Source organism: Sphingomonas sp. Leaf62 (assembly GCF_001421915.1).
Classification (GTDB): domain Bacteria; phylum Pseudomonadota; class Alphaproteobacteria; order Sphingomonadales; family Sphingomonadaceae; genus Sphingomonas.
Genome location: NZ_LMLN01000002.1, coordinates 1 through 12,831, shown reverse-complemented (window position 1 = coordinate 12,831; position 12,831 = coordinate 1). Strand labels below are relative to the sequence as shown.

The 12,831-nt window shown below is 66.9% G+C and carries 17 protein-coding genes; 6 read left to right on the top strand and 11 right to left on the bottom strand.

Annotated elements, in window-relative coordinates; genetic code table 11:
* Positions 1 to 83: 83 nt before the first annotated feature.
* From ribH to gltX, 7 genes are all read right to left on the bottom strand, one after another.
* Complete coding sequence (gene ribH / locus ASE91_RS00775; protein ID WP_056621857.1) at positions 84 to 506, bottom strand: 6,7-dimethyl-8-ribityllumazine synthase; 423 nt, start codon at positions 504 to 506, stop codon at positions 84 to 86.
* Between the two features lies 1 nt (position 507).
* Positions 508 to 1,638, bottom strand: a complete 1,131-nt coding sequence (gene ribB / locus ASE91_RS00770; protein ID WP_055999169.1) for a 3,4-dihydroxy-2-butanone-4-phosphate synthase — start codon at positions 1,636 to 1,638, stop codon at positions 508 to 510.
* The gene (locus ASE91_RS00765) at positions 1,625 to 2,230 is read right to left on the bottom strand and encodes a riboflavin synthase (RefSeq protein WP_055999168.1); all 606 of its coding nucleotides are present in this window, start codon (positions 2,228 to 2,230) and stop codon (positions 1,625 to 1,627) included. The genes ribB and ASE91_RS00765 overlap by 14 nt, the downstream gene beginning before the upstream one ends.
* An 82-nt stretch (positions 2,231 to 2,312) precedes the next feature.
* The gene (gene ribD / locus ASE91_RS00760) at positions 2,313 to 3,266 is read right to left on the bottom strand and encodes a bifunctional diaminohydroxyphosphoribosylaminopyrimidine deaminase/5-amino-6-(5-phosphoribosylamino)uracil reductase RibD (RefSeq protein ID WP_056621855.1); all 954 of its coding nucleotides are present in this window, start codon (positions 3,264 to 3,266) and stop codon (positions 2,313 to 2,315) included.
* Positions 3,267 to 3,292: 26 nt separating this feature from the next.
* A complete protein-coding gene (locus ASE91_RS00755) occupies positions 3,293 to 3,604 on the bottom strand; it encodes a hypothetical protein (protein ID WP_235530233.1) in 312 nt (103 codons plus the stop codon).
* Positions 3,605 to 3,910: 306 nt separating this feature from the next.
* Positions 3,911 to 4,582: a TonB family protein gene (locus tag ASE91_RS00750; RefSeq protein WP_056621853.1), complete on the bottom strand. Its 672-nt coding sequence runs from the start codon at positions 4,580 to 4,582 to the stop codon at positions 3,911 to 3,913.
* A 90-nt stretch (positions 4,583 to 4,672) separates the two neighbouring features.
* A complete protein-coding gene (gene gltX / locus ASE91_RS00745) occupies positions 4,673 to 5,992 on the bottom strand; it encodes a glutamate--tRNA ligase (RefSeq protein WP_056621851.1) in 1,320 nt (439 codons plus the stop codon).
* A 118-nt stretch (positions 5,993 to 6,110) separates the two neighbouring features.
* On the opposite strand from gltX, the gene ASE91_RS00740 reads away from it, so the two are divergent.
* Positions 6,111 to 7,046, top strand: a complete 936-nt coding sequence (locus ASE91_RS00740) for a ribose-phosphate pyrophosphokinase (protein ID WP_055999154.1) — start codon at positions 6,111 to 6,113, stop codon at positions 7,044 to 7,046.
* Between the two features lie 80 nt (positions 7,047 to 7,126).
* Positions 7,127 to 7,618 (top strand): DUF6622 family protein, encoded by a 492-nt coding sequence (locus tag ASE91_RS00735; protein ID WP_056621849.1) that lies wholly within the window; start codon positions 7,127 to 7,129, stop codon positions 7,616 to 7,618.
* Positions 7,619 to 7,622: 4 nt separating this feature from the next.
* Here the strand turns inward: ASE91_RS00735 and ASE91_RS00730 are convergent, their stop codons facing one another.
* Genes ASE91_RS00730 through ASE91_RS19090 form a run of 3 tightly spaced genes read right to left on the bottom strand, consistent with a single transcriptional unit; the run spans position 7,623 to position 8,918 of the window.
* Positions 7,623 to 8,369 carry a sulfite exporter TauE/SafE family protein gene (locus ASE91_RS00730; RefSeq protein ID WP_056621847.1) on the bottom strand — a complete coding sequence of 249 codons (747 nt, stop codon included), beginning with the start codon at positions 8,367 to 8,369 and terminating at the stop codon, positions 7,623 to 7,625.
* A gap of 4 nt (positions 8,370 to 8,373) precedes the next feature.
* Positions 8,374 to 8,766, bottom strand: a complete 393-nt coding sequence (locus ASE91_RS00725) for a hypothetical protein (RefSeq protein ID WP_055999147.1) — start codon at positions 8,764 to 8,766, stop codon at positions 8,374 to 8,376.
* Positions 8,763 to 8,918, bottom strand: a complete 156-nt coding sequence (locus tag ASE91_RS19090) for a hypothetical protein (RefSeq protein WP_156357595.1) — start codon at positions 8,916 to 8,918, stop codon at positions 8,763 to 8,765. Before ASE91_RS19090 ends, ASE91_RS00725 begins: the two co-directional genes overlap by 4 nt.
* Positions 8,919 to 9,000: 82 nt before the next feature.
* On the opposite strand from ASE91_RS19090, the gene ASE91_RS00720 reads away from it, so the two are divergent.
* From ASE91_RS00720 to ASE91_RS00705, 4 genes are all read left to right on the top strand, one after another.
* Complete coding sequence (locus ASE91_RS00720; protein ID WP_235530232.1) at positions 9,001 to 9,249, top strand: hypothetical protein; 249 nt, start codon at positions 9,001 to 9,003, stop codon at positions 9,247 to 9,249.
* A gap of 122 nt (positions 9,250 to 9,371) precedes the next feature.
* Positions 9,372 to 10,571, top strand: a complete 1,200-nt coding sequence (sucC, locus tag ASE91_RS00715) for an ADP-forming succinate--CoA ligase subunit beta (protein WP_055999141.1) — start codon at positions 9,372 to 9,374, stop codon at positions 10,569 to 10,571.
* Between the two features lie 307 nt (positions 10,572 to 10,878).
* On the top strand, positions 10,879 to 11,628 hold the full coding sequence (locus ASE91_RS00710) for an electron transfer flavoprotein subunit beta/FixA family protein (protein ID WP_056621845.1): 750 nt from the start codon (positions 10,879 to 10,881) through the stop codon (positions 11,626 to 11,628).
* Complete coding sequence (locus ASE91_RS00705; RefSeq protein ID WP_056621843.1) at positions 11,625 to 12,554, top strand: electron transfer flavoprotein subunit alpha/FixB family protein; 930 nt, start codon at positions 11,625 to 11,627, stop codon at positions 12,552 to 12,554. Before ASE91_RS00710 ends, ASE91_RS00705 begins: the two co-directional genes overlap by 4 nt.
* On the opposite strand, the gene ASE91_RS20320 is transcribed toward ASE91_RS00705, so the two are convergent.
* The coding region (locus ASE91_RS20320; RefSeq protein WP_235530230.1) for a hypothetical protein at positions 12,520 to 12,831 on the bottom strand (312 nt) is incomplete at its 5' end. The two genes, ASE91_RS00705 and ASE91_RS20320, sit on opposite strands and share 35 nt — an antisense overlap.

The window sequence follows — 12,831 nt, the reverse complement described above, 5'->3', positions numbered from 1 at the left end:
GAGATCACCCTCGACATCTTCCTAGACAGAAAACGTCTACAGAGTCTGAAGTGCATACTCCCCCGTACCGGGGAGGAATCACTTCAAACCGAAAACCGCTCGCGCAATTCCATCATCGCCAGCGCCGCCTTGGCCGCCTCACCGCCCTTGTCCTTTTCGTCGCACTTCGCCCGCGTCAGCGCCTGCGCCTCGTTCTCGACGGTCAGGATGCCGTTGCCGACCGGCACGCCTTCCAGTGACAGGTTCATGATTCCACGCGCGCTCTCGTTCGACACGACCTCGAAATGATAGGTCTCGCCGCGGATGATGACGCCCAGCGCGACGAACGCGTCATAGACTTCCGCCGCATCGGCGATCGCGATCGCGCCCGGCACTTCGAGCGCGCCGGGGACGGTCACCGTCTCGTGTTCATGCCCCGCCGCTTCGATCGCCGCCCGCGCCCCTTCGAGCAGCAGGTCGTTCAAATGGTCGTAAAACCGCGCTTCGACGATCAGTATCTTCGCCATATCAATTCTCCACGATCGGCCGTTCGCCGACGATTTTCAGCCCATAACCGTCGAGCCCGACCAGCGTGTGGTGGGTGTTGGTCAGGACCACCATGTCCTCGACGCCCAATTCGTTCAGGATCATCGCGCCGACGCCATAGTCGCGCAGTTCCTCCATCTCCGGCACCGGCGCGCCGCTGCGCGCGTGGATCGCCAGCGTCAGCCCGTCGGGACGCGGGCGGTTGATGACGACGACCACGCCCGCGCCTTCCTCGCCGATGATCCGCATCGATTGCCGCAGCAGCCCGCCACGCTCGCCACCCTCGCCGAACAGGTCGGCGAACGGCGACAGCGCGTGCATCCGCACCAGCGTCGGCTTGCTCGGATCGATCAGCCCCTTGACCAGCGCGACCTGCTCGCTGCCCGTCGCCTTGTTCCAGAAGGTCATGGCGCGCCATTCGCCGCCCCATTCGCTCTCGAACACCGTCTCGGCGCGCTTTTCGACCAGATGGTCATGGCGGCGACGGTACGCGATCAGGTCGCGGATCGTCCCGATCTTCAGGCCGTGCAACTGCGCGAAGCCGATCAGATCGTCCATCCGCGCCATCGTCCCGTCCTCGTTCATGATCTCGCAGATCACGCCCGATGGATTGAGCCCGGCGAGGCGCGACACGTCGACCGCCGCCTCGGTATGACCGGCGCGCACCAGCACCCCGCCCTCGCGAGCGACCAGCGGGAACACATGGCCCGGCGTCACGATCTCCGACGCTTCCTTCGACGCATCGATCGCAACCGCGATCGTCCGCGCGCGATCGGCAGCGGAAATGCCGGTCGTCACCCCCTCGCGCGCCTCGATCGAGACGGTGAAGGCGGTTTCGTGCCGCGTGCCGTTGTTGCGCGCCATCAGGTCGAGGCCGAGCTGGTCGACCCGCGATCTGGTCATGGCGAGGCAGATCAGCCCGCGCCCGTGCCGCGCCATGAAATTGACCGCATCGGGCGTCGCCATCTGCGCCGGGATGACCAGGTCGCCCTCATTCTCGCGATCCTCGTCGTCGACCAGGATGAACATCCGCCCGTTGCGGGCTTCGTCGATGATTTCCTCGGGCGAGGACAGAAAGGCGTGGCGGAGACCCGCCAGTTCAGCGTTGGCCACGGACTTGTTCCATTCGCATCAGATAACGGGCGAGCACGTCGATCTCGATATTGACCGACTGCCCTTCGGCAAGGTCGCCAAGCGTCGTGACCGACTGGGTATGGGGGATCAGGTTGACGGTGAAGCGGGTGCCGGTCGCGTCGTCAGCCACGTCGTTGACGGTCAACGACACGCCGTCGATCGTCACCGACCCCTTGGTCGCGACGAACGGGCTGAGCGCGCGGTCGATCGCAACGGTCACGCGGGTCGAATCCTTGTCGGCTTGCGCCGCGACGACCTTGCCCACGCCGTCGACATGGCCGGTAACGATATGCCCGCCCAGTTCGTCGCCCAGCTTGAGCGCGCGTTCGAGGTTCAGCTTGCGTCCCGCGACCCATTGGTCGGCGGTGCGCGACACCGTCTCGCCCGACACATCGACCGCGAACCAGCCCGGCCCCTTTTCCACCACCGTCAGGCACACGCCCGAACAGGCGATCGATGCGCCCATGTCGATGGTCGCGGTATCATAGGCGCAACCGATCCGGACGCGCAGGTCGCCCGGCCCGTCGATCGATTCGATGCGCCCTACGTCGCTGACTATTCCGGTGAACACGCTTCGCTCCTTCTCCCGGATCGATCGATATCTAGCCCGACCACGCCGTCATTCCCGCGAAGGCGGGGATGACGACCGATTGCTAGCGCTCGATCCTGACGCGCTCGTAGACCTCCAACCGGTCGCTGCCAAGCATCCGGGCGTCGTGCAGTCGCCAGCGGCCATGCGCCGCTGCGAGATCGGTCAGCGCGATATCGGGCAGCGTCCGGCCATGCCCGATCAGGATCGGGGCGCGGTACAGCAGCAGCCGGTCGACTACATCGGCGCGCAGGAACGCCGCCGCCGTCGCCGCGCCACCCTCGACCAGCACATGGTCACCCGACAGGTCGGACAGCGCCTCGACCCCCGGCAGCATCGTGAATCCGTCCATCGCCTCGCAATCGGCCGACAGCACCACCCGCTGCGGACTGCGCTCGCCCAGCCCCGGCAGGCGCACGTCCAGCTTCGGCCGGTCGATCTCGGCGGTACCCCGCCCGACCAGAATCGCTTCGTGGCGGCTGCGTTCCAGATGGCCGTGCGCGCGCGCCGCCGGTCCCGTGATCCACTGGCTCTGCCCATCGGCCCGCGACACCGCGCCGTCCAGCGACAGCGCCAGCTTCAGCGTGACGAACGGCCGCCCCAGTGCGCGCCGGGTCAGGAACCCCGCCATCGCCCGCGCCGCATCCTCGCCCCGAACATCGGAGGTCACCGCAATCCCCGCCGCCTGCAACCGCGCGATCCCCAGCCCGTCGGTCCGCGGATCGGGATCGCGCAAGCCGATCACCACCCGCGCGACGCCGTGTTCGATCAGCAGGTCCGAACAGGCTGGCCCGCGCACCGACTCATGCGCGCACGGCTCCAGCGTGACATACGCGATCGCGCCCAGCGCCTGCGCGCCGGCCTGTGCCAGCGCCTCCGCCTCGGCATGCGGTCGCCCGCCCGCCCGCGTCCAGCCGCGCCCGACCACCCGGCCGTCCGCCACGACGATGCAACCGACATTGGGATTGGGCGCGGTGCTGCCGCGTGTCCGCGCCGACAGCGTCAGCGCCGCGCCCATCCAGCGCGCATCCTCGACCGGGTCGGTCAGATGCCCCAGCTTTTCAGCTTGTCGTCGATCTTCTTCCACTCGGCCTGCCGCTTGGCGCGTTCGCGCTCGAACTCGGCGTTCGCCGCGTCCTGCTTGGCCTGGTCGATCTTCTGCTGCGCGATGATCTCCGCATCGGTGCGGTTCGCTGGCCAGCTTTCGACATAGATGATGTTCGGCCGGTACACGCGTTCGAAATAGGAATCGTGCACGAACCCCCATCCGATCAACAGCACGATGCAGATCGATGCCAGCAGGAACCACCATTCGTGCTTCTCACGCATCCGCGCAAAGCCGACAAAGTCCCGCACGGCATGAACCGGCGAAAAGAGATGGCGCAATTTCATCGCCCCGGAAGATAGGCGCAGGGGCGGACAATCACCAGCCCCGGACGGCCATGAAAGAAGGATGGACTCACGCGAAGGCGCGGAGACGCGAAGGGGTCGCGTTCCGCGCGATGTCTGTGCGAACGGAAGACCGTTTCACCAGTTGCAGGGTCGATCAAGGCCGGTGGCACGGATGACGGACCAGCAAGCGCAACCCCTTCGCGTCTCCGCGCCTTCGCGTGAATCATCCGCCTTCTCCCCATGCGGCGCACGCATGGGGAGAAGCCCGCCTCAACTATCCTGCATCGTGAAGCGCACCGTCATCTCGCGCCAGCTTTCGACCGCCACCCCGTCGCGGGTCGCGGGACGGAAGCGCCATTTCGACAGCGCGCGCTTCTTCGTGGCTTCGAAGAACGCGTCGCTGGTCGCGCGCACCGGTTCGATCGCGCTCACCCGCCCGTTGCTGCCGACCAGCACGCGGACGACGACCACGCCGTCGCGGCCGATATTACGTTCGAACGCGGGATAATCGGGCTGGAAATCGGCACGATAGCGCGGATCGACGCTGGCCGACACCAGCACCGGCAACGGCGTGGCGACCGTCACCGGCCCCGCTGTTCCGGCCCCGCTTGGCGTCGTCGGCAGCGATAGCGGCGTCGGCGGTGCCGGCGGGATGACCTCGGTGCTCTCGATCGTCGGGCCGGTCACAGGATAGGGCGCGGGCGGCACGACGGGCAGCGGCACCGGGGCGGGATCGTTGATGACCCGCTCGACCGGCTTGACCTCGTCGGGGATCGGCGGCGGCGGCACCTCGATCGGGATGTTGACCGCCTCGATCACCGGATCGACGAACCGCACGCTCTTCGTCGCCGTCATCATCGCCAGCGCCAGCAGGCCGCCATTGATCGCAATCGCTATCCCCAAACCTACCGGGCTCAGGCCACGTTGTCCCTGATATGCCATGCCACCGTCCCTTCGATTCGTATCTCCTGCCGTCCAGTCGGCCGTGCGATGAGATACCCTATCGTCGGGCGTGTAAAGCTGACGTGCGCGTCAGCCGCGCAGCCGGTCGACCGCGCGCGCCCGCCCGATCAGCGGCAGCAGCGTCGCCATGTCCGGCCCATGGTCCATGCCCGTCAGCGCGCGGCGCAGCGGCAGGAACAACGCCTTGCCCTTGCGCCCGGTCTCGGCCTTCAGCGCGGCGGTCAGCTGGCCCCATGGATCGGTCCACTCCAGCCCCGCCGCGACCTCGGCCGCCCGGTCCAGAAACGCGCGATCCTCCGGCGCGACCGGCACCGTGTCGACCGGCCCGGTGACCACCCGCCACCAATCGCCCGCCTCGTCGACCCGCGCGATATTGCCGCGCACCGCGTCCCATGCCGCCGCCTCCATTCCCTCGGGCAGCGCGTCCTCGACCCGTTCGAACGGCAGCTGATGCACGATCCGCGCATTCACCTGCGCCAGTTCGCCCTCGTCGAACCGCGCCGGCGCGCGCCCGAACCGGCCGAAATCGAACGCCGCGATCAGCGGTGCCGGATCGATCACCGCCTCGACCGGATCGCTGGTCCCCAGCCGTGCGAGCAGCGCCACCACCGCCTCCGGCTCGATCCCCTGCTCCCGGAAATGCTCGACGCCCAGCGACCCCAGCCGCTTCGACAGCTTGCCCTCGTTCCCGACCAGCAGCGCCTCATGCGCAAAGGCGGGTGGCACCGCCCCCATCGCAGCGAACATCTGCATCTGCGTGGCCGTATTGGACACATGATCCTCGCCCCGCACGACATGGGTCACGCCCATATCGGCATCGTCGATCACCGACGGCAACAGATACAGCCACGACCCGTCGGCCCGCCGCACCACCGGATCGGACAGCAACGCCCCGTCGAACCGCTGCGGCCCCCGCACCATGTCGTCCCACGCGATCGGCTCGGCCTCCAGCCGGAACCGCCAGTGCGGCCGCCGCCCCTCTGCCTCGAGCCGCGCCCGGTCGTCGTCAGTCAGTTTCAGTGCCGCACGATCATAAACCGGCGGCAAGCCCCGCCCCGCAAGGACCTTTCTCCGCAAATCCAGCTCTTCGGGCGTCTCATAGGCAGGATAGATGCGCCCGGTCGCGACCATGTCGGCGAACACCGCCTCATACCGGTCGAACCGCGCCGACTGCCGTTCCTCGCCATCGGGCACCAGCCCCAGCCACGCCAGATCGCGCCGGATCGCCTCGACGAACCGCTCCTCGCTACGCGCGCCATCGGTGTCGTCGATCCGCAGCAGGAACCGCCCGCCCGCCTTGCGCGCGAACATCCAGTTGTGAAGCGCGGTGCGCAGGTTGCCGATGTGCAGGAAGCCGGTCGGGCTGGGGGCGAAACGGGTGACGGTCATGGCCGCCCTCTCGCCCATTTGTCGCATCGGCGCAAACGCGGGCGTCACATGGGTTTCACAATTCGTCGGCGCGCTCTATGGCGCACCGCATCTTTTCATCATCGATACGGGCGCACCCATGAAGCTGCTGGCGGGCAATTCCAACCTTCCCCTGTCGACCGCGATCGCGGACTATCTGGAGATTCCGCTGACCACGGCCAGCGTGCGCCGCTTCGCCGACGAGGAAATCTTCGTCGAGGTGCTAGAGAATGTCCGCGGCGAGGACGTGTTCGTCGTCCAGTCGACCAGCTATCCGGTCAACGACAACCTCATGGAAATGCTGATCATGATCGACGCGCTGAAACGCGCGTCGGCGCGTCGCATCACCGCCGTCCTCCCCTATTTCGGCTATGCGCGACAGGACCGGAAGCCCGGCCCCCGCACCCCGATCTCGGCGAAGCTGGTTGCCAACATCATTACCGAAGCCGGCGCCGACCGCGTGCTGTGCGTCGATCTGCACGCCGGACAGATTCAGGGCTTCTTCGATATCCCGACCGACAATCTCTATGCTGCGCCGGTCATGTCGGAGGATATCAAGACCCGCTTCGGCGAGCATAACCTGATGGTCGTCTCGCCCGACGTCGGCGGCGTGGTCCGCGCGCGCAGCCTCGCCAAGCGGCTCCACAACGCCCCGCTCGCCATCGTCGACAAGCGTCGCGAGCGCGCCGGCGAATCGGAGGTGATGAACATCATCGGCGATGTCGAGGGCCGCTTCTGCGTCCTGATCGACGATATCGTCGATTCGGCCGGCACGCTGTGCAACGCCGCCGCCGCCCTCAAACAGGCCGGGGCGGTTGGCGTCGTCGCCTATTGCACCCACGGCGTCCTGTCGGGCGGCGCGGTGGCACGGGTCGAGGCGTCGGCGCTTGAGGAACTGGTCATCACCGATTCGATCGGCAACCACGACGTGATCGCGCAGGGCAAGAAGATCCGCCACCTGACCATCGCCCCGCTGCTCGCCGAAGCGATCCGGCGCATCGCGGATGAATCGTCGGTGTCGAGCCTGTTCGACTGACGCGGGGCTCGTCCGCGCCTTGTCAACCGGTCGTCATGCTATAGCATGGTGGCATCATCCTTTGGGGGAAGGAACACGTCATGCATCCCAGTCAGATCGCAACCGGGGCACCGACATGGGTGTATGTCCTGCTGGCGGCGCTCGTATTCCTTGGTGTGCGGCGGCTGCGGACGCGGGAGGTGCCGGTAGCGGTCGCGCTGCTTCCGTCCATCGCCTTCCTGTTGTGGAGCGTGATGGGGGTCGCTGCCTTCGCCCATCAGGTCGGGATCCTGCCTGCATTGGGGGCCTGGGCGGGCGGTGCTGCGCTGGGGGCGGCAAGCGGCGCGTTGCTGCCCGATCCGCGCGGGCAGCGGTTGCCGGGCGGGCGGGTTCGCCAGCCGGGGTCCCCGTTGCCGCTGATCCTCTATCTCGGGGTATTCGTCGTCCGCTTCGCCTGCGGCGCATGGGCGGCGGTCGTTCCGGCGCACGCGGTGATGGCCACTGCGATCGGCATTGCGGCGGGGGCGGCGGTAATGGCACGGCTGCTGGTCGGCGTCGCGCGTTGGCGCACGGTTTCCGCCCTGCCCGCCTGAACGGTCAGGCCACCCCGTCCCAGACCAGCTTCACCCCGACTGCGATCATCAACCCATAGATCGCGGTGTAAAACCGCTTCGCCGACACCCGCCGGACCAGCCACACCCCGGCAACCGTCGCCGCGATCGCCACCGGCAACAGCACCGCCGACGTCGCGAGGTTCGCCGCCGTGAACTGCCCCAGTGCCAGATAGGCCGGCACCTTCAACCAGTTGACCGCGCCGAAGAACAGCGCGGTCGTCCCCACCAGCACGTCGCGCGGAAGCTGGCGCGGCAACACCCACAGCTGGAACGGCGGTTGCCCGGCATGGGCGATCTGGCTGGTGAACCCCGATGCCGCGCCGAACATCGTGCCGACCCAGCCCGGCGATCGCCGCGCGGCCGGCATCCCGTTGCGTTCGGTCCATAGCCGCCACAGCCCGAACGCGATCGAAATCGCCCCGACCACCGCCAGCACTGCCGAAGGTTGCACCGCGCTTGCAAAGCCATAGCCCAGCAGGATGCCGATCCCCGCGCCCGGCAGCATCCACGCGATCACCCGCCAGTCGATCGTCCGCCGGAACGCCCAGATGCCGACGACGTCCTGCACGATCAGGATCGGCAACAGGATCGCCGCCGCGCGCACCGGATTGACCGCCAGCGCCAACATCGGCAGCGACAATGCCCCCATCCCCGAAAAGCCGCCCTTGGCCAGCCCCAGCATCAGCACCGCCGGCACCGCCAGCGCATAGAAGAACGGATCGTCGATCATGCGGTCAGTCGTCGCGCCGCTCGCCCAGCGCCTGCGCGATGCGGAACAGCGCCAGCACCCCGACCGCCATCACCGCGACCAGCGCCAGCACGGCATAGGTCAGCACCTCCAGCCAGCGCGCGACGGCGCGGGTGGCGTCGGCGTGGCGTGCCGCCGCGATGCTTTGCGGCGTTTCGACGCGCGGCGCGCCGGTGGTGAACGGCGCGGGCCGCGGTGCCGGCACCGGCTCGCCGGTACGCGGATCGACCCGCTGCACATCGCCGGTGTCAACTTCCGCGCCGGGACGCGACGTTCCGCCATCGGTCGACATGGTCGCAACCGCCCCGACCATCGCCAGCGTGGCAAAGATCGCCAGCGCCCATGACAGCGCCCGGGCCTGCCAGCCTTCGGGCGTCATCGGCGGTCACCCCGGTTGCGGTGCTGCGCAGTCGCCGCGTGGACCGACCGACCCATCGGCGCGCGATCTGCGGAACAGGCGACCCGTGCCGCGAACCCCGCCATGACGGTCATGGTCGCGACGAAGATCGGGATGGCGATTGCCGAGTGCATCCGGGGGCTATAGCGGCTTGGCCTTGACATTGCGACGCCTTCCGCCCCGTTCCTCCTGGTCCTGGCGCTCGCCGGCTGCGCCGTGCCCGAGGCGCGGTTGCGCAGCGGATTGCAGGGGGCGGGACTGTCACGGTCGCTGTCGGCCTGCATGGCGCAGCACATGGTCGACCGTCTGAGCCTTGCCCAATTGTTGCGGATGTCCGACCTGCCCGCCGCGCGCGATGCCAACGACCTGCCGGGGTTTCTGCGGCGGGTGCGGGCGCTTGGCGATCCCGAAATCGTCGCGGTAACCGGCAGTTCGGCGGCGCTCTGCGCGACCGGCCTTCGGTAAAGCATCTGCGACGCAATTGCATTAAGCCAGTTTAACACTGGATTCGGTGGTCAGCTTGTGCTTTAGGCGTGGCAACTTTGCCAACTTACCAGACACCCACCCGAGAGGCGGAAGGCGAATCCATGAACATTCACGAATATCAGGCCAAGGAACTGCTCGCGAAGTTCGGCGTGCCCGTGCCCGCCGGTTTCTCGGCGATGACCGTCGACGAAGCCGTTGAAGCCGCCGGCAAGCTCCCCGGACCGCTCTATGTCGTCAAGTCGCAGATCCACGCCGGCGGCCGCGGCAAGGGCAAGTTCGTCGAACTCGGCCCGGATGCGAAGGGCGGCGTCCGCCTCGCGTGGAATCTCGACGAAGTGCGCGCGCACGCGACCGACATGCTCGGCAACACGCTGGTCACGATTCAGACCGGCGACGCGGGCAAGCAGGTCAATCGCCTGTACGTGACCGACGGCGCGAACATCGCCAAGGAATTCTACCTCGCGCTGCTCGTCAACCGCGCCACCGGCCGCGTGTCGATGGTCGCCAGCACCGAAGGCGGCATGGACATCGAAGCGGTCGCCCATGACACGCCCGAGAAGATCCATTCGATCGACATCGATTCAGCAACCGGCTTCATGCCGCATCATGGCCGCGCCATCGCCGCCGCGCTCGAACTGAAGGGCGATCTCGCCAAGCAGGCCGCCAGCGTCGCGTCGAAGCTGTACGATGCGTTCCTCGGCACCGATGCCGAGCAGATCGAGATCAACCCGCTCGCCGTCACCGAGGAAGGCCAGCTGGTGGTGCTCGATGCCAAGGTCGCCTTCGACGGCAACGCCATGTTCCGTCACAAGGATCTGATGGAACTGCGCGACACCACCGAAGAAGACGCGATGGAGCTGGAGGCGTCGAAGTACGACCTGGCCTACATCAAGCTCGACGGCGATATCGGCTGCATGGTCAACGGTGCCGGCCTCGCCATGGCGACGATGGACATCATCAAGCTGAACGGCATGTTCCCGGCCAACTTCCTCGACGTCGGCGGCGGCGCGAACAAGGAAAAGGTCACCGCCGCGTTCAAGATCATTCTCGCCGATCCGGCGGTGAAGGGCATTCTCGTCAATATCTTTGGCGGAATCATGAAGTGCGACATCATCGCGGAGGGCATCGTCGCCGCCGCAAAGGAAGTGAACCTGTCGGTGCCGCTGGTCGTCCGTCTGGAAGGCACCAACGTGCAGGCCGGCAAGGACATCCTCGCCAATTCGGGTCTGGCGATCGTTCCGGCCAACGATCTGGGCGATGCTGCCAAGAAGATCGTCGCGGAAGTGCAGAAGGCCGCTTGATCCATGGCAGTCCGGCTCGCCCCTGATGACACACGACGGGCTTGGTCGTTTGTCAAAGGAGCAGCGGTCGGCACTCTGGTCATGATGGTTCGGATCCGGCTGCTGTAAGCGCTGAACCCAGCGGAAATGGGGTCCGGGCGGAAACGTCCGGGCCCTTTTTCGTTGGGGAGGCAAGGTGATTCGGTCTAGGGTTGCCGCCTGCCGCTACGGCGTCCCGGCGTTTCCATACCGGACTTGCGAAACCCACGCAGAACCGCCACAGAAACGCGCGATGCCACAGCGCAAGACGTTTTGAGAGGGAGTGCCCATGAAGGTGCTGGTGCCGGTCAAGCGTGTGCTTGATTACAATGTGAAGCCCCGTGTGAAAGCCGACGGGAGCGGGGTCGACCTCGCCAACGTCAAGATGAGCATGAACCCGTTCGACGAGATCGCGGTCGAGGAAGCGATCCGCCTGAAGGAAAAGGGCGTGGCGACCGAGATCGTCGTCGTGTCGATCGGCGAGCAGAAGGCGCAGGATACGTTGCGCACCGCGCTGGCGATGGGCGCCGACCGCGCAATCCTGATTACCAGCGATGCGAAGGTCGAGCCGCTGGGCGTCGCCAAGCTGCTGAAGGCGGTGATCGACGAGGAAGCGCCGGGACTGGTCATTCTCGGCAAGCAGGCGATCGACGACGACAACAACCAGACCGGCCAGATGCTGGCGGCGCTGACCGGTTATCCGCAGGGGACCTTCGCCAGCAAGGTCGAGGTGTCGGGTGAAACGGTCAACGTCACGCGCGAGGTCGATGGCGGACTGGAGACGGTCGCGCTCAACCTGCCGGCGATCGTCACCACCGACCTGCGTCTGAACGAGCCGCGCTATGCGTCGCTGCCGAACATCATGAAGGCCAAGTCGAAGCCGCTGGCGGCAAAGACCGCCGCCGATTTCGGCGTCGATGTCAACCCGCGCCTGACGACCGTGAAGGTCGAGGAACCGTCGAAGCGGCAGGCCGGGGTAAAGGTCGCCGATGTCGACGAACTGGTCGGCAAGCTGAAGACGCTGGGAGTGGTCGCATGAAGACGCTGGTTTGGGTCGAACATGACGGACAGGCGGTCAAGGACGCGACCTATGCCGCCGTCACCGCCGCCGCCAGGCTGGGTGAGGTCGAGGCACTGGTCGCAGGGCAAGGCGTCGATGGCGTTGCACAGGCCGTTGCACAGATCGCCGGCGTCGCCCGGGTGCTGGTCGCCGACGACGCCGCCTTTGCCCACAACCTTGCCGAGAACGTCGCGCCGCTGGTCGTCGAACTGATGGGCAGCCACGATGCGTTCGTCGCGGCCGCGACGACGACGGGCAAGAACATCGCGCCGCGCGTCGCCGCGCTGCTCGACGTGATGCAGATCAGCGAGATCCTGTCGGTCGAGGGGCCGGACAGCTTCACCCGCCCGATCTATGCCGGCAACGCGATCGCGACGGTGAAGACCAGCGATCCCAAGCTGGTGCTGACGGTGCGCGGCACGGCGTTCGACAAGGCGGAAGCGACCGGCGGATCAGCCAGCGTCGAGGCGGTGACGTCAACCGGCGACAAGGGCGTCTCCAAATTCGTCGGTGCCGAGATCGCCGCGTCGGAACGCCCCGAACTGACCAGCGCCAAGATCATCGTCTCCGGCGGTCGCGCGCTGGGATCGGAAGAGCGATTCCATGCGCTGATCGATCCGCTCGCCGACAAGCTCAACGCCGCCGTCGGCGCATCGCGTGCGGCGGTCGATGCCGGCTATGCGCCCAACGACTATCAGGTCGGCCAGACCGGCAAGATCGTCGCACCGGAGGTCTATATCGCGGTCGGCATTTCGGGCGCGATCCAGCATCTGGCAGGCATGAAGGATTCGAAGGTCATCGTCGCGATCAACAAGGATGAGGACGCACCGATCTTTCAGGTCGCCGATGTCGGGCTGGTCGGCGATCTGTTCACGCTGGTGCCGGAGCTGACCGCCAAGCTTTGAGTGAAGCAGAGCGAGCTGCTGAACGATACGCGCGGGCAAAGCCCGAGCGCACAAAGCGCCGGCCGGCCGGCGTCGCCATCGCGACGACCGACGACGCGGGGTTCACTCCCGCGTCGGCCTTTGTCGAAGAACCTGTCTGGTCGAACACTACCCCAAAGGCCGTCGTGGAACCGATGGTCCCGGCACCGAACGTGCCGCCAATCCTCCCCGGTACGGGGAGTATGCACTTCAGACTCTGTAGACGTTTTCTGTCTAGGAAGATGTCGAGGGTGATCTC